Source organism: Kribbella sp. NPDC104218 (genome assembly GCF_055584105.1).
The window spans coordinates 223,014-240,703 of the sequence record NZ_JBVJMQ010000002.1; the positions used below are offsets into that span (position 1 = coordinate 223,014).

The window sequence follows — 17,690 nt, forward strand, 5'->3', positions numbered from 1 at the left end:
CTTCAGTGCGAGAACGGCCACGCTTTCCAGTAGGTGCGGAGCCGGGTCCAGATCCCGAACAGCCCCCGCGGTTCGAAGACGAGAAATCCGATGATCAGCAGGCCGTAGAGAATCGTCTCGACCTGGAAGACCGTGATGCCGCCCGAGCCCGGGCTGCTGCTGACGAACGGCAGCACCGCCGGCAGCTCCCGGGTGACCCGGGGCAGCAGCGTGATGAACACGGCGCCGAGGACCGACCCCGAGATGGTCGCGACACCGCCGATCAGGATCATCGCGATGTACTGCACCGACATCGCCAGGTTGAACGACCCGGGCTCGACGAAGCCGATCATCACGTACAGCAGGGCGCCCGCGACGCCGGCGTAGAACGACGACACCGCGAACGCGATCATCTTGTAGCGGGTCACGTCGACCCCGATCACCGCCGCGGCCAGATCCCGGTCCCGGACCGCGGCCAGCGCCCGCCCGATCCGCGACCGGACCAGATTGCGCGCCAGGACGCCGAAGATCACCAGCAGCACGAGCATCAGCAGGTACAGCTTCTGCGCCTTGGTGAAGAACGCGCCGTCCACCGCGAACTGCAAGTCGAACAACTCCGGCACCGCGGCCGGTCGGCCGACCCCGACGCCACCGGTCAACTCGCGCCAATGCTTGAACACGTGCTCCCCGATGAACACCAGCCCCAGCGTCACCACCGCCAGATACAACCCCCGCAGCCGAGCCGCCAACGGCGCAACGATCAGCCCGGCCAGCCCCGCCACCAACCCCGCCGCCAATAACCACACCGGCAACGAGGTGATCCCGAACCCGATCAGCCGCGTACTGTCCGGATCCCCCGAGATCGCCGCCGCCGTGTACGCCCCGATCGCCAGGAAGAACGCATGTCCCAACGACACCTGCCCGCCGTACCCCGTCACGATGTTCAGCCCGATGGCCCCGATCGCCGCCACCCAAGCCGTGGCCAGCACGATCAACAGATCGTCCTGCACCACGAACGGCAACCCCAGCCCACCCACCACCAGCACCGCCGTCCACCCCCGCTTGGCCCCGGTGTTCAGCAACGCCATGTCCTGCCGATACGACAGGTAGAGCAGTGGCCGGCTCATATGCGTTCCACCTCTCGGGTTCCGAACAGGCCGTAGGGTCTGACGAGGAGGACGAGGAGCATCAGCAGGTAGGGGACGACGAGGAAGAAGTCGCCGCCGAAGACGGGATGGAGATCGCCGCCGTAGCTGCCGACCAGGGCTTCGACGACGCCAATCGCGAGACCGGCGAGGACGGCGCCGCCGAGCGAGTCGAGGCCGCCGAGGATGATGACCGGTAGGGCTTTGAGGGCGGTGAGCCAGAGGTTCTGTTCGAGGCCGATACCGGTGGCGAGGAAGACGCCGGCCAGACCGGCCAGGGCCGCGGCGAGGGCCCAGGAGAGGGAGAAGACGCGCGCGACCGAGATGCCCTGGGCGAGCGCGACCTCCTGGTCGGACGACGCCGCGCGCATCGCCAGCCCGGTGCGGGACCAGCGGTAGAAGGCGAAGAGCACGGCCACCACGACGAGCGTGGTGACCAGGGTGGCCAGGTGGCGCTGGTCGATCTGCACGCCGAGGACGTCGAGCTGGCGCAGGCCCCAGGGGTCGCCCATCTGGCGGATGTCGAGGCCGATGAACGAGTTCACCACCGTGCGGACGACGATGTCGACGCCGAGGGTGACGATCGCGAGTACGAAGACCGGTTTGCCGATCATCGGGCGCAACGCGAGCCGCTCGACCCCCGCGCCGAGCAGCGCGGTCAGCAGCAGGGCGATCAGGACGGCGAGGAAGAAGTTCATCGACAGCACCAGGTAGCCGACCAGCAGGCTGCCGGTCATCATGAAGGCCGGCTGGGCGAAGCTGATCACCCGCATGGACTTGTAGACGATCACGAACCCCAGCGCCAGCAGGGCGTAGATCGACCCGCTGCCGAGGCCGCGCACGACGGTCGCGAGGAACTCGTTCACCGCGCCTCCTTCGCGTACATGGCCTCGACCAGGCCCTCGAACGAGCGCAGGACGGCCGACCGTTTCAGCTTCTGGGTCGCGGTCAGCTCGCCGTCCTCGTGGTCCAGCAGCTTCGGCAGCAGCCGGAACGAGCGCACCTGCTCGACGGTGGCGAACCGGACGTTGACGTCGTCGACGACCGTCTGCACGAGCGCGACCACCTCCGGTTTGGCGGCCAGGTCGGCGTACGTCGTGTAGGCCAGCCGCCGCGTCTGCGCCCAGTGGCCGACGGTGTCCGGCTCGATGCCGATCAGCGCTGCCAGGAACCGGCGGCGGTCGCCGACCACCAGCGCCTCCTTGATGTACGGCGACGCCTTCAGCGCGTTCTCCAGCTCGGACGGCGCGATGTTCTTCCCGCCCGCGGTGATGATGATGTCCTTCATCCGGTCGGTGATCCGCAGGTGCGTGCCGTCGACCCACTCCCCCACGTCGCCGGTGCGCAGCCAGCCGTCCGCGCCGAGCACCGCCTTGGTCGCCGCCGGATCCTGCCAGTAGCCCGCGAAGGTGCCCAGGTGCCGGGTCTGGATCTCGCCGGTCAGCTCGTCGATCCGGACCTCGACACTCGGATGCGCCTCGCCGACCGTGCCGACCTTGACCCGGCCGGGCCGGTTCGCCGTCGCGACGGCGGTGTTCTCGGTCATCCCGTACACCTCGTGCATCGGGACGCCGAGCCCCATGAAGAACCGGAGCACCTCGGGCGCGATCGGCGCCGCGCCGGACGCGGCGTACCGGACCTCGCGCAGCCCCACCCGGTCGAGCAGCGCGCGGTAGCAGAACAGCCAGCCGATGCCGTAGACGATCCGGGACGCCGTGCTGTGCCGGCCCGCGTTGGCCGCGAGCACGCCGCCGATCCAGTCGGCGCGGCGCAACCAGAACCCGCCGACCCGGCGTTTGATCGGGTCCGCGGAGTCGATCCGGATCTGCACCCCGGCCGCGATCTTCTCCCAGATCCGCGGGACGCCGAACAGGATCGTCGGCTGCACCTCGCGCAGATTGGCCGCCACCGTCTCGATCGATTCGGCGAAGTGCACGCAGACGCCCGCACCCGCGCCGAACCAGGTGCTGAAGATCCGCTCGGCGACATGGCACAACGGCAGGTACGACAGCACGCAGTCCCGGGCGGACGGCGGCGGCGAGGCGAACCCGCCGCGCTCGATCAGCTCCTGGATCGCGAACTCGACATTCGCCGCGGTGAGCATCGCGCCCTTGGGCGGGCCGGTCGTCCCGGAGGTGTAGATCACGGTGACCACGTCGTTCGGCTGGCAGCGCTCCATCCGGCGGGCAACGGCGTCCGGGTGCTGTTCCTGGTGCTCCTTGCCGAGGGCAAGGAAATCGGGCCAGGCGAGCAACCGCGGATCGTCGTACCGGTTGCGGATGCCGCGCGGCTCGACGTACACGATCCGTTCCAGGGCGGGCAGGTCGCCTGCAGCGAGCGCTTTGTCGACCTGTTCCTGGTCTTCCGCGATCAGCACCCGGGCCCCGGAGTGCCGGAGCAGGTAGGCGACCTCGGCGACCGGGTTGGTCGGGTAGAGGCCGACGGTCGCGGCGCCGACGGCGACCGTCGCGACATCGGCGTACAGCCACTCGCGACGGTTGTCGGAGTGCACGGCGATCCGGTCGCCCGGTTCGATGCCGAGGGCAAGGAGCGCGTGCCCGGCCAGCTCGGCCGTCCGCCAGTACTCCGACCAGCTGACCTGCTGCCAGATGCCCAGATCCTTCTCCCGTAAGGCGATCACCTCCGGGGTCGCGGCGGCCCGGTCCCGGACCCGGGTGGCGATCGTGGCGGTCATCCGGCCTCCCGATGCTCGGCGCCGAGATAGGCGCGGATCACCTCCGGGTCGCCGGCCACCTCCGGCGGGGTGCCGGTCCGGATCGGCCGGCCGAAGTCGATCACCATGATCCGGTCGGCCAGATCCATCACCAGGCCCATGTCGTGCTCGACCATGATGATCGGCAGCCCGAGCTCGTCGCGGATGTCGAGGACGAACCGGGCCATGTCCTCGGTCTCCTCCAGGTTCATCCCGGCCACCGGCTCGTCGAGCAGCAGCAGTTTCGGCTCCCCGGCCAGGGCCCGGCCGAGCTCGACGCGCTTCTGGACGCCGTACGGCAACAGACCGACCGGCAACCGCCGCCACTGGGCCAGCTCGAGGAAGTCGATGATCTCCTCGACGGCCAGCCGGTTGGCCAGCTCGCTGCGCCTCGCCTTGCCGAGCCAGCCGAAGGCCGCGAGCACGCCGTACGGGTGATGGTGATGCCGGCCGAGCATCAGGTTGTCCAGCACGGTGAGGTTCGCGAACAGCTCGATGTTCTGGAAGGTCCGGGCGACGCCGAGCCGCGCGATGGCGTGCGGACGGCGTCCGATCAGCTCGGCGCCCTCGAAGCGGACCGAGCCGCGCTGCGGCCGATAGACGCCGGAGAGCACGTTGAAGATCGAGGTCTTGCCGGCGCCGTTCGGGCCGATCACCGCGAACAGCTCGCCCGGGTTCACCGTGAAGCTGACGCCGTCGAGCGCCGTGACACCGGCGAAGCCGAGCCGGACGTCGTCGAAACTGAGCACCGGCTCCGTCATGACAACCACCGCTTCCGCCGCCGGTAGTGCTTCACGTCGCGGAACGACTTCACCGCGCCCTCGGCCCCGAGCCCCAGGTAGAACTCGCGGACGTCGCCGTCCGCGAGCAGCTCGGCCGCGGGTTTGTCCATCACGACGGAGCCGTTCTCCAGCACATAGCCGTGTTCGGCGATCGACAACGCCATCGCTGCGTTCTGCTCGACCAGCAGCACGGTCGTCCCCTGCTCGTTGATCCGCACGATCACGTCCCGGATCTGCTGGACGATCAGCGGCGCCAGCCCGAGGCTCGGCTCGTCGAGCAGCAGGTACGCCGGGTCCGACATCAGGGCCCGGCCGATCGCGAGCATCTGCTGCTCACCGCCGGACAGGTAGCCGGCCGTCCGGTGCCGCCGCCCGGCCAGCACCGGGAACAGCTCGTACGTCCGGTCGAGGTTGGCCCGGATCGCGCGCGGCGTGACGTGCCCGCCGATCCGCAGGTTCTCCTCGACGGTCAGGTCGGCGAGGATCCGCCGGCCCTCCAGGACCTGTTTGATGCCCAGGGCAGCGATCCGGCTGGCGCCGTAGCCGTGGATCGGCTCGCCGTCCAGCGTGATCGACCCGCGCCGGACCGCGCCGTCATGGACGTCGAGCAGCCCCGACAGCGCGCGCAGCAAGGTGGACTTGCCGGCGCCGTTGGCCCCCAGCAGGGCGACGATCCGCCCTTGCGGGATCTCCAGGCCGACGCCCCGCAGCACCAGCATCACGTCGTCGTAGACGACCTCGAGGTTCTTCGCAGCAAGCACCCGGCCTCCCGGATCCCCGACGGTTCCCATGACCTTGGCGAGTGAGTGTGACAGCACTTTTGGTCACCTGAGAAGACCTCGCGCCCAGGTAAAGGGGCAGTGCCACCCGAACCGTGACCGGTATCAGGTGCTAAACCAGTGAGACAACTGGTATCAGAGCGAGCGAACCCAGTTCTCCAGGACGGTCGCACCGGCGTCCCCGGATTTCTCCGGGTGGAACTGCGTCGCGGTCAGCGGGCCGTTCTCGACGGCGGCCACGAAGCGGTCGCCGCCGTACTCCGTCCAGGTCACCAGCGGGGTCACGGACTCGCGGGTGTCGGTCAACTCCCAGCTCCGGACGCCGTAGGAGTGGACGAAGTAGAACCGCTCCTTCTCGACGCCGTCGAACAGGCTGGTACCGGCCGGGACGTCGATCGTGTTCCAGCCCATGTGCGGAACGGGCTGCTCGGACCGGAGCCGCTCGACCGTGCCCGGCCACTGCTCGCAGCCGTCGGTCTCGACGCCGTGCTCGATCCCGCGGGCGAACAGGATCTGCATCCCGACGCAGATCCCGAGCACCGGGCGGCTGCCGGTCAGCCGGCGGTCGACGAGCTCGTCACCGCGGACGGACTTGAGCCCGGTCATACATGCGGCGAACGCGCCGACGCCGGGGACCAGCAGGCCGTCGGCGTTCAGCGCTTCGTCGTAGTCGGAGGTGACGGTGACGTCGGCGCCGACGCGCTGCAGCGCCCGCTCCCCCGAGCGGATGTTGCCCGAGCCGTAGTCGAGCAGGACGACCTTCTTCGTCACAGCGCGCCCTTGGTGGACGGGATGCCGGGCTGCCGCGGATCCAGCTCGGCGGCAGCGCGGAGCGCGCGGGCGAACGCCTTGAACTGCGCCTCGACGATGTGGTGCGGATCGCGGCCGGACAGCACCCGGATGTGGATGCAGATCGCGGCGTTGAACGCGAGTGTCTCGAAGACGTGCTGGGTCAGCGAACCGGCGTAATCGCCGCCGATGATCGCGTAGATCTGCCCGTCGGGCTCACCGGTGTGCACGCAGTACGGGCGGCCGGACAGGTCGACCGTGCAGTGCACGAGCGCCTCGTCCAGCGGGACGGTCGCGTCGCCGAACCGGCGGATGCCGCGCTTGTCGCCGAGCGCCTCCTTGAGCGCCTGGCCGATACCGATGGCGGTGTCCTCGACCGTGTGGTGCGCGTCGATCTCCAGGTCGCCGACCGTGTTCACGGTCAGGTCGAGCAGCGCGTGCTTGGCCAGCGCGTTCAGCATGTGGTCGTAGAACCCGACCCCGGTCGAGATGTCGGCCCGGCCGGTGCCGTCGACGTCCAGCTCGACCAGAACCTTCGACTCACTGGTCTCGCGATCGATCCGTGCAGTGCGCGTCATAGCAGCCTTCCGGTGTCTGTCTTGAGGATGCGCTCCAGGGAAGCGCGGAACGCGGCCATCTCGGCGCCGGTGCCGATGGAGACCCGCAGCCAGCCGTCCGGCCCGGTTTCGCGGATCAGGACGCCGTCCGCCAGCAGGGCCTGCCAGACCGCGTGCCGATCGGCGAAGAGGCCGAACAGGACGAAGTTCGCGTCGGAGTCGACCGCGCGCAGGCCGAGGCCGCGCAACCAGCTGACGGTCTCGTCCCGCTCGGTGCGCAGCTGCTCGACGCGGCCGAGCAGCTCGTCGGAGTGCCGGAGCGCGGCCCGCGCGACGGCCTGCGTGACCGCGGACAGGTGGTACGGCAGCCGGACGATCCGCAGCGCGTCGACCAGTTGGTTGCTCGCGGCAAGGTATCCGACCCGGCCGCCGGCCAATGCGAACGCCTTCGACATCGTCCGCGCGACGGCCAGATTCGGGTACGACGGCAACAGGGACAGGGCGCTCGGCGTCCCGGCCCGGCGGAACTCGCCGTACGCCTCGTCGACGACGAGCACCGCGCCGATCGCCGCCGTCCGCGCCGCCAGCGCCTCGACGACCTGGATCGGCAGCGCCGTCCCGGTCGGGTTGTTCGGCGAGGCGAGCAGGACGACGGACGGGCGGTGCCGCGAGATCGCGGCCAGCGCCTTGCTCTGGTCGAGGGTGAAGTCCTCGGCGCGGCGGCCGGTGACCCAGGCGGTGTTGGTGTCCCGCGCGTACTCCGGGTACATCGAGTAGGTCGGGGCGAACGAGAGCGCCTTGCGGCCCGGGCCGCCGAAGGCCTGCAACAGATGCAGCATGACCTCGTTGGAGCCGTTGGCCGCCCAGATCTGCTCGGCCGTCAGCTGCGCGCCGGACTCCCGGCCGAGGTAGGCCGCCAGATCGGCCCGCAGCTCGAGGAACTCGCGATCCGGGTAGCGGTTCAGCCCCCGGGCCGCGGCCGCGACCGAGTTGGCGATGTCGGCAACCGCCTCCTCGCTGGGACCGTACGGGTTCTCGTTGACGTTCAGCAGCACCGGTACGTCGAGCTGCGGTGCGCCGTACGGCTCGAAGCTCTTGAGCTCGTCACGGATCGGCAGACCGTCGAAGCGCCCCATCAGCTGGCTCCGGGGAAGCGGATCGAGACGGCGGCGCCGTGCGCGGGCAGGTCTTCGGCGTTGGCCAGGGCAACGACATGCCCGGCGACGTCCTCGAGCGCGGCGCGCGAGTAGTTGATGACGTGCACGGCTTTGAGGAAGCTGCGCACGGACAGGCCGGACGAGTGGCAGGCGCAGCCCGCGGTCGGCAGGACGTGGTTCGAGCCGGCGCAGTAGTCGCCCAGCGAGACCGGGGACCAGCCGCCGACGAAGATCGCACCCGCATTGGTGATCTGACCAGCCCGCTCCTCGGCGTCCACGGTCTGGATCTCGAGGTGTTCGGCGGCGTACGCATCCACGACGGCGGCGCCCTGGTCGAGGTCGTCGACGAGGACGATCGCGGACTGCTGACCGGTCAGCGCCTCGGTGACGCGCTCGCTGTGCCTGGTCGCGGCGACCTGCGCGGGCAGCTCGGCCGCGACCGCCGCGGCGAGCGTCTCGCTCGGGGTGACCAGGACGGACGCCGCCATCGGGTCGTGTTCGGCCTGACTGATCAGGTCGGCCGCGACGTGTCGCGCGTCCGCGCTGTCATCGGCCAGGATCGCGATCTCGGTCGGGCCGGCCTCGGAGTCGATCCCGACCTCGCCGAGCAGAAAGCGCTTCGCGGCAACGACATAGATGTTGCCGGGACCCGTGATCAGGTTGACCTTGCGGCAGCCGTCGAAGCCGTAAGCGAATCCGGCGATCGCCTGCGCGCCGCCCATCGCGTAGACCTCGGTGATCCCGAGCATTTCGCAGACGGCCAGCACCGTCGGGTGCGGCAGACCGCCGAACTCCTTCTGCGGCGGGGATGCCACCGCCAGCGACGGCACGCCGGCCACCTGCGCGGGGACGACGTTCATCACGACGGACGACGCCAGCGGCGCGCGGCCGCCCGGCACGTACAGCCCGACGCGCTGGACCGGGACGAACCGCTGCGTGACCCGGCCACCCGGCGCGGGCTCGGACTCGATATCCGCGGTCAGCTCGTCCTCGGAGACCTCGCGGACCCGCCGGATCGCCTCCTCGAACGCGGACCGGACCACCGGGTCCAGCTCCTCCAGCGCCGTCTTCAGCGCCGCCGCCGGGACGCGCACGTCGTCCACCCGGACGTGGTCGAACTTCTCGCCGTACTCCCGGATCGCCGCCAGCCCGCGATGACGGACGTCCAGACAGATCGGTCGGACGACGTCGAGAGCCTTCTCGACGTCGAACACGGCTCGGGGGACCAGGGCGCTCACTTCGGCGTGGAGGTCGAAGACCTCACCGGCCGCCACTCGTCCCCGCAGGTCGACGCGGCGAATCATGGGCCCAGTCTAGTGCTCACGCTCCGCTCCCCTGACCGCATATCCATCCGGCGGGCGGAACGGCGCGGTGACGCCGCGTGATGAGGTGCGTTGTCCACTAGGCTCCTTGATATGGACTCCCGCCTGCCACTGCTCACTGTCGAAACGGTGATCTTCCCCGGGCTGGTGCTTCCGATCCCGGTGACCGACGTGCAGGGCCGCGCCGTGATCCGGGACCTGGTCGAGAACGGCGGCGAGCTGGTCTGCGGCGCGCTCGCCGTCCGGGACGGGTACGAGCTCGGCGAGCGGGTCTTCCGCTCGCTGTACGGGACCGGCTGTTCGGCGACGATCTCCGAGATCACCCTGGACGCCGACGACGACGGCCCGGTCGAGATCACGCTGACCGGCAGCCGCCGGTTCAAGGTCGCCGAGCTGGACGGCGCCGGCGACTACCTGGTCGCCGACGTCGAGTGGCTGCCCGAGGAGCTGGGCGACGACCCGCTCGGGACGGCGATGATCGCCGTCGAGCGCTTCCGCCGGTACGCCGAGGCCGTCACGACCATCAGCCGCCCGGGGCTGCACATCGGCGACCTGCCCGACGACCCGAGCACGCTGTCCTACCTGATGTCGGCCGCCACCACGCTGCTGACGCCGGATCGGCAGAAGCTGCTCGAGGCCACCGACACCACCACCCGGCTGTCCCAGCTGATCGGCCTGCTCGACACCGAGCTGTCCGCGATCGCCGCGCTGCCCTCGCTCCCGGCCACCGACCTGAGCTGGTCGACGATGTCGCCGAACTGACTCCTGGCGGGGTGCATCCCGGGGCGGTATGGTTTTGGTATGAGCAAACAGATCACCGTGCGGCTGCCCGATGACCTGGTCGAGTTCATGGACGAGCTGGTCGCGACCGATCAGGCCACCAGCCGGGCGTCCGTGGTCGCCCGGGCGATGGAGCGCGAGCGCCGCCGGGCGCTGGCCGCCCGCGACCTGGCGATCCTGGCCGAGCACGGCGACTACCCCGAATTCGAGGGAATGACCGCTTCGGCGTCCAGCACCGTCCTGACCGACCTCGACTGAGATGCGGCCGCTGCACATCGCACTGCTGGACAAACCGCGGCCCGTCGTCGTCCTGACCCGGGAGCTGATCCGGCCGCGGCTGACGAACGTGACCGTCGCGCCGATCACCAGCACGATCCGCGGCCTGTCCACCGAGGTGCTGGTCGGCCCGCAGAACGGGCTCGACCACCCCAGCGCGATCTCCTGCGACAACATCCAGACGATCCCGAAGTCCCAGCTGGGCCGGTTGATCGGCTATCTGCACCCCGACCAGGAACCGGCCCTGGCCGAGGCGATCAACCTCGCGTTCGACCTGGAGATCTAACCCAGTTTGCTGACGTCGCGGACGGCGCCCTTGTCGGCGCTGGTCGCCATCGCGGCGTAGGCCCGCAGCGCCTGGGAGACCTTGCGCTCGCGGCTCTTCGGCGCGTAGACGCCGCCGAGCGCCGCGCGCCGGGCCGTCAGCTCGGCGTCGTCGACGAGCAGCTCGATCGAGCGGCTCGGGATGTCGATCCGGATCTGGTCGCCGTCCTGGACCAGCGCGATCGTGCCGCCCGAGGCGGCCTCCGGCGAAGCGTGGCCGATCGAGAGCCCCGACGTACCGCCGGAGAAGCGGCCGTCGGTGACGAGCGCGCAGACCTTGCCCAGGCCGCGTCCTTTCAGGAAGGACGTCGGGTAGAGCATCTCCTGCATCCCCGGGCCGCCCTTGGGGCCTTCGTAGCGGATCACGACGACGTCACCGGGCTGGACCTGCTTGGCGAGGATCTTCTCGACGGCCTCGTCCTGCGACTCGCAGACGACCGCGGGCCCCTGGAAGGTCCAGATCGACTCGTCGACGCCGGCCGTCTTCACGACGCAGCCGTCTACGGCCAGGTTGCCCTTGAGGACGGCCAGACCGCCGTCCTGGGAGTAGGCGTGCTCGAGGTCGCGGATACAGCCGCCGGCCGCGTCGGTGTCGAGGGTGTCCCAGCGCTCGGACTGCGAGAACGCCGTCGCGGACCGCTTGCAGCCCGGAGCCGCGTGCCACAGCTCGACAGCCTCGGCCGACGGCGAGCCGCTGCGCACGTCCCAGGTCTTCAGCCAGTCGCCGATAGAGGCGCTGTGCACGGTGTGGATGTCCTCGTTCAGCAGGCCGGCCCGGTAGAGCTCGCCCAGGATGGCCGGGATGCCGCCCGCGCGATGCACGTCCTCCATGTAGTACGTGCCGCCGGGGGCGACGTTCGGCGCGACCTTGGCCAGGCAGGGCACCCGGCGCGAGACGGCGTTGATGTCGTCCAGGTCGAAGTCGACCTGCGCCTCCTGGGCCGCGGCCAGCAGGTGCAGGATCGTGTTCGTCGAGCCGCCCATCGCGATGTCGAGCGCCATCGCGTTCTCGAACGCGGCCCGGGACGCGACGTTGCGCGGCAGCACGGTCGCGTCGTCGGTCTCGTAGTACCGCTTGGTGATCTCGACGACCGTGCGGCCGGCGTTCTCGTAGAGGGCCCGGCGCGCGGTGTGGGTGGCCAGCACCGAGCCGTTACCGGGCAGCGACAGGCCGATCGCCTCGGTCAGGCAGTTCATCGAGTTCGCGGTGAACATCCCCGAGCAGGAGCCGCAGGTCGGGCAGGCGTTCTCCTCGATCCGCGCGATGTCCTCGTCGGAGACGTTCTCGTTGACGGCCTCGGACATCGCGTCGATCAGGTCCAGTTTGCGGACGGTGCCGTCGACGAGCGTCGCCCGGCCGGCCTCCATCGGGCCGCCGGAGACGAACACCGTCGGGATGTTCAGCCGCAGCGCGGCCATCAGCATGCCGGGGGTGATCTTGTCGCAGTTCGAGATGCAGATCAGCGCGTCCGCGCAGTGCGCCTCGACCATGTACTCGACCGAGTCGGCGATCAGGTCCCGCGAGGGCAGGCTGTAGAGCATGCCGCCGTGGCCCATCGCGATCCCGTCGTCGACGGCGATCGTGTTGAACTCGCGGGCGATCCCGCCGGCGGCCTGGATCGCCTCGGACACGATTCGGCCGACCGGCGCCAGGTGGGTGTGGCCGGGGACGAACTCGGTGAAGCTGTTGGCGACCGCGATGATCGGCTTGCCGAAGTCCCCGCGGTCGACGCCGGAGGCCATCATGAGGGCGCGGGCGCCCGCCATGTTGCGGCCGTGGGTGACGGTTCGGGACCTCAGCTCAGGCACGACGATCTCCAAAATCTCGCTGCGAACGACTTCGTCCATGGTGCCACTCGTCGTCCGGATGCCGAAACGGCGGTCCCGGATGGCGGATTCCGGGCGGTCGCTATCGTGGCGGTATGGACACCGATCTGGTCCGGGCCGCCCAGTCCGGCGACATCGGGGCGCTCGGCAGCCTGCTCGCGCGGCACCGGCCCGGGATGACCGCGGTGGCGATCTCCGTCCTCGGTCCCGGCCCGGACGCGGACGACGCCGTCCAGGAGGCGATGACGGTCGCGCTGGCCCGGATCGGCGACGTCCGGGAGCCGGCCGCGGCCGGGGCCTGGTTGCGGCAGGTCGTCCGGAATGCTTGCCGGACGCAACTGCGCGCCCGGCGTCCACTCCCCCTCGACGAGCAGCTGCACGCGGTCCTGCCGTCGTCCGAGCCGGATCCCGCGCAGGCGCTCGAGCGGCACGCCACTCGGGACTGGGTGTGGCGGGCGCTGGAGGAGCTGTCACCGCCGCTGCGACTGGTGATGATGCTGCGGCACTTCAGCGGTGTCACGGCGTACCAGGACATTGCGGACGCGTGCGGCATCCCGGTCGGCACGGTGCGGAGCCGGCTCGCGAAGGCGCGCGGGCAGCTGTCGACGAGCCTGCTGGCGACGGCTGACACGAGCTACGGCGATGCTGACGCGCTGACCGGCGTCCGCTGGCGTGAGGTGGCCGAGACGATGGACGCCGCTGAGCGCGGGACGCTGGCTGAGACGCTGGCGGCGTACTGGACGCCGGACGCGCGGTACAGCTGGTCCGGTGGCGACGGCGACGTCAGCTCGTTTCTGCGCGGTATGTATGAAGACATCTCGGACGGCGTCCGCGGCCAGCTGACGAACGTGCTGGCCAGTCGGGACGTGACCGTCAGCGAGATCGACCTGATCAATCCGCCGGAGGACCCGTTGCACTGCCCGCCGACGGTGGTCTGGGTGCAGCACCTGCGCGACGGTCGGGTGCACAACCTGCGGTTGTTCCACTCCCTGCGGATGGACCAGTCACTGTCCGCGTGACGCGGGTCACTGCTGCTCCCGCGAACTTCGGGTGCGCTCCCGCATCCTGTCCATGTGAGCAACCAAGACGATCAACTCGCACGATTCGCGCTGGCCGGGCAGGCGCGCGATGTGGTGAAGGCCTGGGTCGACGGCGCCCAGATCCTCTCGCTGGTCACAGCGCTGCGCGATAAGGGCTGGACGACGTACCTGACCGAACCGCGCAGTCTGGACGAGCTGGCGGCGTACTCCGGGCTGCCGCCGCAGCGGGTCAGTGACCTCGTCAGTGCGCTCGAAGCGCATGGCGTGGTGCAGCTCGACGACTCCGGCGTCCAGCTGAGCGACTCGTTCGCCGCACTGGCCGCTGACGACGCCTACATCGGTCTGAACGACGCACTGGACCAGGCCGAGCTGCTGACCCGGTTGATCCGGACGGCGGCAACGGACTCGGGGCCGCTGCCACTGACCGAGGCAGATGCGCTCGTTACGGCGCGGGCGACCGGTGGGAAGGCCACACCGGTCACTGCGGCGCTCTACGACCGGCTGTTCCTGCCGCAGATTCCGGAGCTGGGTGAGGCGATCCGTCGTGATCGGTTCATCGACGTCGGGTGCGGGGTCGCGGGTGCGACGACGACGCTGGCTGGGCTGTTTCCGGAGCTGCGCGGGACGGCGATCGAGTTGATCCCGGCCGTCGCGGCGGAGACCCGGCGGCGGGTAGCGGCGCTGGGGGTCGGCGCTCGGGTCGACGTGCGGGTGCTGGATGCGCGGGACTTCGATGAGAAGGACGTGTTCGGCTCGGCGTTCTGGGCGCAGCCGTTCTTCCCGGAGCCGACGCGCGCGGCGACGCTGGAGATGATCCTGCGGGCGCTGAAGCCGGGCGGCATCCTGTTCATCCAGGAGATGGAGCCGGTGCCGGACGAGGCCGGGCTGCCGTCGTACACACTGCGCCGGCTGATCGCTCAGGGCTGGGGTGTTCCGTTCGGACGGACTGCGGAGCAGCTGACCGACGAGGCGGTTGCGGTCGGGTTCGAGCTGGTACGGGTCGCGCAGACCGACTTCGGGCGGATGGTGCTGGTTCGGCGTCCGATCTAGCCTGAGGGCTATGGCAGGGTTCACCCACGTTCAGCGCGCGGTGCACCCTGCCCTGCGGCCGTATGTGGGTGACCTCAGCGGATACGCGTACGACGGTGCTCCGCCGGAGCTGCATCGCGGACTGCCGTCGCAGTACCTGACGCTGGTCATCACGCTGGACGAACCGCTCGGGATCGCGTGGCCGGACGGGACTAGCGGTTTCTACGACGCTGGGCTCAGTGGGCTGCATTCGCAGGCGGTGCACGTCGGCGGCTCGGGCAGCCGGGCTGGTCTGCAGCTGGCGCTGACTCCGGCGGCTGCGCGGGCGCTGTTCGGACTGCCGCCGGTTGAACTCGCGTGGCGAGTGGTTGAGCTGGAGGAGATTTTCGGGTCGTCGGGTGCGCAGCTGATCGCACAGCTGCGGTCTGTCGCTGGCTGGGGCGAGCGGTTCGACCTGTTGGAGGGGGCGTTGCTGCGACGGTGGGCGACTCCCCCGGCGTCCGGCGTCCGGGCTGAGGTCGGATGGGCCTGGCGGCGGCTGTGCGAGACGGGCGGGGCGATCGGCGTCCAGGAGTTGGCTGCTGAGGTCGGATGGAGCCGGCGGCACCTGACTGAGCGGTTCGGTGCGGAGTACGGGCTGGCGCCTAAGGTGGCTGGGCGGGTGTTGCGGTTCGAGCAGGCGGTCGCGCGGCTGCGGCAGGAGCCGACGCTACGGCTGGCTGACCTGGCTGCGGCGTTCGGGTACGCCGATCAGGCGCATCTGACGCGGGAGTGGCAGGCGATCGCCGGGTGCACGCCACGGCGGTGGATGATCGAGGAGCTCCCAAACGTTCAAGACCGGTGCACCCTGGAGGCTGCAGAGTCTGGGATATGACTACTGCGACTGGCGTCTGGCCGACCTTGATGTACCGCGACGGACAGGCCGCACTGACGTTTCTGACCAAAGGACTCGGTTTCGAGGTGGTGGCGTCGTACCCGGGCGTGGCCGAGGGATCGATCGGGCATGCGGAGTTGCGCTGGCCGGCGGGTGGCGGAGTGATGCTGGGCTCGGTCGACGCGAAGGCCGCACCTGATGCGTACTCGGCGCTCGCTGACCAGACGCAGGCCGTGTATCTGGTCCACGACGACCCGGACGCGGTGATCGGGCGCGCGATCGGCGCCGGGGCGGTCGTCGTCCGCGGATTGCGGGACACCGATTACGGATCGCGCGGGTTCACGGTCCGTGATCCGGAAGGGAATCTGTGGGATGTCGGGACGTACGCCGGCGAGTAATCCACAGGCTGCGGCGATCGGGCACACGCGGCGGCGCGGAGCTGCCTAGAATCGCTGGGTGACCGAAACACCTGTGCCGCCCGCGTCCGACGAATCGCTGCCGAGTGAGGCTTTGGACGTGCTGCGCCGGGTCTTCGGGTACGACGCCTTCCGCGGCGACCAGGCCGAGATCATCGACACCGTCGTCAGCGGCGGTGACGCGCTGGTGCTGATGCCGACCGGCGGCGGCAAGTCGCTGTGCTACCAGATCCCGGCGCTCGTCCGCTCCGGTGTGGGTGTGGTGATCTCGCCGCTGATCGCCCTGATGCAGGACCAGGTCGACGCGCTGACCGCGCTCGGCGTCCGGGCCGGCTTCCTGAACTCCACACAGGATTTCGACCAGCGGCGCGAGGTGGAGCAGGCGTTCCTGGCCGGCGAGCTGGATCTGCTCTACCTGGCGCCGGAGCGGCTGCGCGTCGAGGCGACCGTCCGACTGCTCGACCAGGGCAAGATCGCGCTCTTCGCGATCGACGAGGCGCACTGCGTGTCCCAGTGGGGCCACGACTTCCGGCCCGACTACCTGATGCTGTCCGAGCTGCACGAGCGCTGGCCCGACGTCCCCCGGATCGCGCTCACCGCGACGGCGACCGAGGCGACCCACGCCGAGATCGCGACCCGGCTGCAGCTGGGCGACGCCAAGCACTTCGTCGCCAGCTTCGACCGGCCGAACATCCAGTACCGGATCGTCCCCAAGGACAACCCGCAGCGCCAGCTCCTCGACCTGCTCCGCACCGAGCACGCGGGGGACGCGGGCATCGTCTACTGCCTGTCCCGCAACAGCGTCGAGAAGACCGCGGCCTTCCTCACCCAGAACGGGATCGAGGCCGTCCCGTACCACGCCGGTCTCGACAGCCGCATCCGCGCGCAGAACCAGTCCCGCTTCCTGCGCGAGGACGGCCTGGTCGTCGTCGCGACCATCGCCTTCGGCATGGGCATCGACAAACCCGACGTCCGGTTCGTCGCCCACCTCGACCTGCCGAAGTCCGTCGAGGGCTACTACCAGGAGACCGGCCGCGCCGGCCGCGACGGCCAGCCCTCGACCGCCTGGCTCGCCTACGGCCTGCAGGACGTCGTCCAGCAGCGCAAGATGATCGACACCTCCGAGGGCGACCTCGCCCACCGCCGCCGGCTCGGCGCCCACCTCGACGCGATGCTCGCCCTCTGCGAGACCGTCGAGTGCCGCCGCACCCAGCTGCTCGCCTACTTCGGCCAGCAGGGCGAGGCCTGCCAGAACTGCGACACCTGTCTCACCCCGCCCGAGTCCTGGGACGGCACCATCCCCGCCCAGAAGCTGCTCTCCACTGTCTACCGCCTCCAGCACGAGCGCAACCAGAAGTTCGGCGCCGGCCAGCTGATCGACATCCTCCTCGGCAAGGACACCGACAAGGTCAAACAGTTCCGCCACCAGGAGCTCACCGTCTTCGGCATCGGCACCGAGCTCAAGGACACCGAGTGGCGCGGCGTCATCCGCCAGCTCCTCGCCCTGCGCCTGCTCGCCGTCGAAGGCAACTACGGCACCCTCGTCCTCACCGACGACAGCGCCGAAGTCCTCGGCCGCCGCCGCACCCTCCAGATGCGCCGCGAACCCGAACGCACCAAATCAAGATCCCGCTCCACCAGCGGCAAGAAGTCCCCCGCCGCCGACCTCCCCACCGAAGCCGCCCCCCTCTTCGAACGCCTCCGCACCTGGCGCGCCACCACCGCCAAGGACCAAGGCGTCCCCGCCTACGTCATCTTCCACGACGCCACCCTCCGCCAAATAGCCATCGACCGCCCCACCACCCTCTCCGCCCTAGGCACCATCAACGGCATCGGCGAAAACAAACTCGCCAAATACGGCCAAGGCGTCCTAGAAGCCCTAGCCACCGACTAACCCGGTG

General features: G+C 70.0%; 18 protein-coding genes. 8 read left to right on the forward strand and 10 right to left on the reverse strand.

The features are described from left to right. Positions 1 to 2 precede the first annotated feature (2 nt). From ACZ6ZD_RS17090 to hisD, 9 genes are all read right to left on the reverse strand, one after another. Positions 3 to 1,106 carry a branched-chain amino acid ABC transporter permease gene (locus ACZ6ZD_RS17090; RefSeq protein ID WP_465673069.1) on the reverse strand — a complete coding sequence of 368 codons (1,104 nt, stop codon included), beginning with the start codon at positions 1,104 to 1,106 and terminating at the stop codon, positions 3 to 5. Further along, on the reverse strand, positions 1,103 to 1,990 hold the full coding sequence (locus ACZ6ZD_RS17095; RefSeq protein WP_465673071.1) for a branched-chain amino acid ABC transporter permease: 888 nt from the start codon (positions 1,988 to 1,990) through the stop codon (positions 1,103 to 1,105). Before ACZ6ZD_RS17095 ends, ACZ6ZD_RS17090 begins: the two co-directional genes overlap by 4 nt. Next, on the reverse strand, positions 1,987 to 3,819 hold the full coding sequence (locus tag ACZ6ZD_RS17100; RefSeq protein ID WP_465673073.1) for an AMP-dependent synthetase/ligase: 1,833 nt from the start codon (positions 3,817 to 3,819) through the stop codon (positions 1,987 to 1,989). The genes ACZ6ZD_RS17095 and ACZ6ZD_RS17100 overlap by 4 nt, the downstream gene beginning before the upstream one ends. Continuing rightward, complete coding sequence (locus ACZ6ZD_RS17105; protein WP_465673075.1) at positions 3,816 to 4,598, reverse strand: ABC transporter ATP-binding protein; 783 nt, start codon at positions 4,596 to 4,598, stop codon at positions 3,816 to 3,818. The genes ACZ6ZD_RS17100 and ACZ6ZD_RS17105 overlap by 4 nt, the downstream gene beginning before the upstream one ends. Then, entirely contained in the window at positions 4,595 to 5,380 is a 786-nt protein-coding gene (locus ACZ6ZD_RS17110) for an ABC transporter ATP-binding protein (protein WP_465673077.1), read from the reverse strand. Before ACZ6ZD_RS17110 ends, ACZ6ZD_RS17105 begins: the two co-directional genes overlap by 4 nt. Positions 5,381 to 5,533: 153 nt before the next feature. Further along, positions 5,534 to 6,169: an imidazole glycerol phosphate synthase subunit HisH gene (gene hisH / locus ACZ6ZD_RS17115; protein WP_465673079.1), complete on the reverse strand. Its 636-nt coding sequence runs from the start codon at positions 6,167 to 6,169 to the stop codon at positions 5,534 to 5,536. Next, on the reverse strand, positions 6,166 to 6,765 hold the full coding sequence (hisB, locus tag ACZ6ZD_RS17120; RefSeq protein WP_465673081.1) for an imidazoleglycerol-phosphate dehydratase HisB: 600 nt from the start codon (positions 6,763 to 6,765) through the stop codon (positions 6,166 to 6,168). The genes hisH and hisB overlap by 4 nt, the downstream gene beginning before the upstream one ends. Further along, positions 6,762 to 7,880 carry a histidinol-phosphate transaminase gene (locus ACZ6ZD_RS17125; RefSeq protein WP_465673083.1) on the reverse strand — a complete coding sequence of 373 codons (1,119 nt, stop codon included), beginning with the start codon at positions 7,878 to 7,880 and terminating at the stop codon, positions 6,762 to 6,764. The genes hisB and ACZ6ZD_RS17125 overlap by 4 nt, the downstream gene beginning before the upstream one ends. After that, entirely contained in the window at positions 7,880 to 9,205 is a 1,326-nt protein-coding gene (hisD, locus tag ACZ6ZD_RS17130; protein ID WP_465673085.1) for a histidinol dehydrogenase, read from the reverse strand. The genes ACZ6ZD_RS17125 and hisD overlap by 1 nt, the downstream gene beginning before the upstream one ends. 111 nt (positions 9,206 to 9,316) lie before the next feature. On the opposite strand from hisD, the gene ACZ6ZD_RS17135 reads away from it, so the two are divergent. Genes ACZ6ZD_RS17135 through ACZ6ZD_RS17145 form a run of 3 tightly spaced genes read left to right on the forward strand, consistent with a single transcriptional unit; the run spans position 9,317 to position 10,565 of the window. Further along, a complete protein-coding gene (locus ACZ6ZD_RS17135; protein WP_465673087.1) occupies positions 9,317 to 9,985 on the forward strand; it encodes an LON peptidase substrate-binding domain-containing protein in 669 nt (222 codons plus the stop codon). Positions 9,986 to 10,024: 39 nt separating this feature from the next. After that, complete coding sequence (locus ACZ6ZD_RS17140; RefSeq protein ID WP_465673089.1) at positions 10,025 to 10,261, forward strand: ribbon-helix-helix domain-containing protein; 237 nt, start codon at positions 10,025 to 10,027, stop codon at positions 10,259 to 10,261. Between the two features lies 1 nt (position 10,262). Beyond that, on the forward strand, positions 10,263 to 10,565 hold the full coding sequence (locus ACZ6ZD_RS17145) for a type II toxin-antitoxin system PemK/MazF family toxin (RefSeq protein WP_465673091.1): 303 nt from the start codon (positions 10,263 to 10,265) through the stop codon (positions 10,563 to 10,565). Here the strand turns inward: ACZ6ZD_RS17145 and ilvD are convergent. Further along, positions 10,562 to 12,412 (reverse strand): dihydroxy-acid dehydratase, encoded by a 1,851-nt coding sequence (ilvD, locus tag ACZ6ZD_RS17150; RefSeq protein WP_465676058.1) that lies wholly within the window; start codon positions 12,410 to 12,412, stop codon positions 10,562 to 10,564. The genes ACZ6ZD_RS17145 and ilvD overlap by 4 nt on opposite strands. A 113-nt stretch (positions 12,413 to 12,525) precedes the next feature. On the opposite strand from ilvD, the gene ACZ6ZD_RS17155 reads away from it, so the two are divergent. The 5 genes from ACZ6ZD_RS17155 to recQ are packed head-to-tail and all read left to right on the forward strand — an operon-like array spanning position 12,526 to position 17,683. After that, complete coding sequence (locus tag ACZ6ZD_RS17155) at positions 12,526 to 13,449, forward strand: RNA polymerase sigma factor (protein ID WP_465673093.1); 924 nt, start codon at positions 12,526 to 12,528, stop codon at positions 13,447 to 13,449. A 54-nt stretch (positions 13,450 to 13,503) separates the two neighbouring features. Continuing rightward, the gene (locus ACZ6ZD_RS17160) at positions 13,504 to 14,520 is read left to right on the forward strand and encodes a methyltransferase domain-containing protein (protein ID WP_465673095.1); all 1,017 of its coding nucleotides are present in this window, start codon (positions 13,504 to 13,506) and stop codon (positions 14,518 to 14,520) included. A gap of 10 nt (positions 14,521 to 14,530) precedes the next feature. Continuing rightward, positions 14,531 to 15,373, forward strand: coding sequence for an AraC family transcriptional regulator (locus ACZ6ZD_RS17165; protein ID WP_465673097.1), 843 nt, complete (start codon positions 14,531 to 14,533; stop codon positions 15,371 to 15,373). Next, on the forward strand, positions 15,370 to 15,771 hold the full coding sequence (locus tag ACZ6ZD_RS17170) for a VOC family protein (RefSeq protein ID WP_465673099.1): 402 nt from the start codon (positions 15,370 to 15,372) through the stop codon (positions 15,769 to 15,771). The genes ACZ6ZD_RS17165 and ACZ6ZD_RS17170 overlap by 4 nt, the downstream gene beginning before the upstream one ends. A 58-nt stretch (positions 15,772 to 15,829) precedes the next feature. Beyond that, positions 15,830 to 17,683 (forward strand): DNA helicase RecQ, encoded by a 1,854-nt coding sequence (gene recQ / locus ACZ6ZD_RS17175; protein ID WP_465673101.1) that lies wholly within the window; start codon positions 15,830 to 15,832, stop codon positions 17,681 to 17,683. Positions 17,684 to 17,690: the final 7 nt, after the last annotated feature.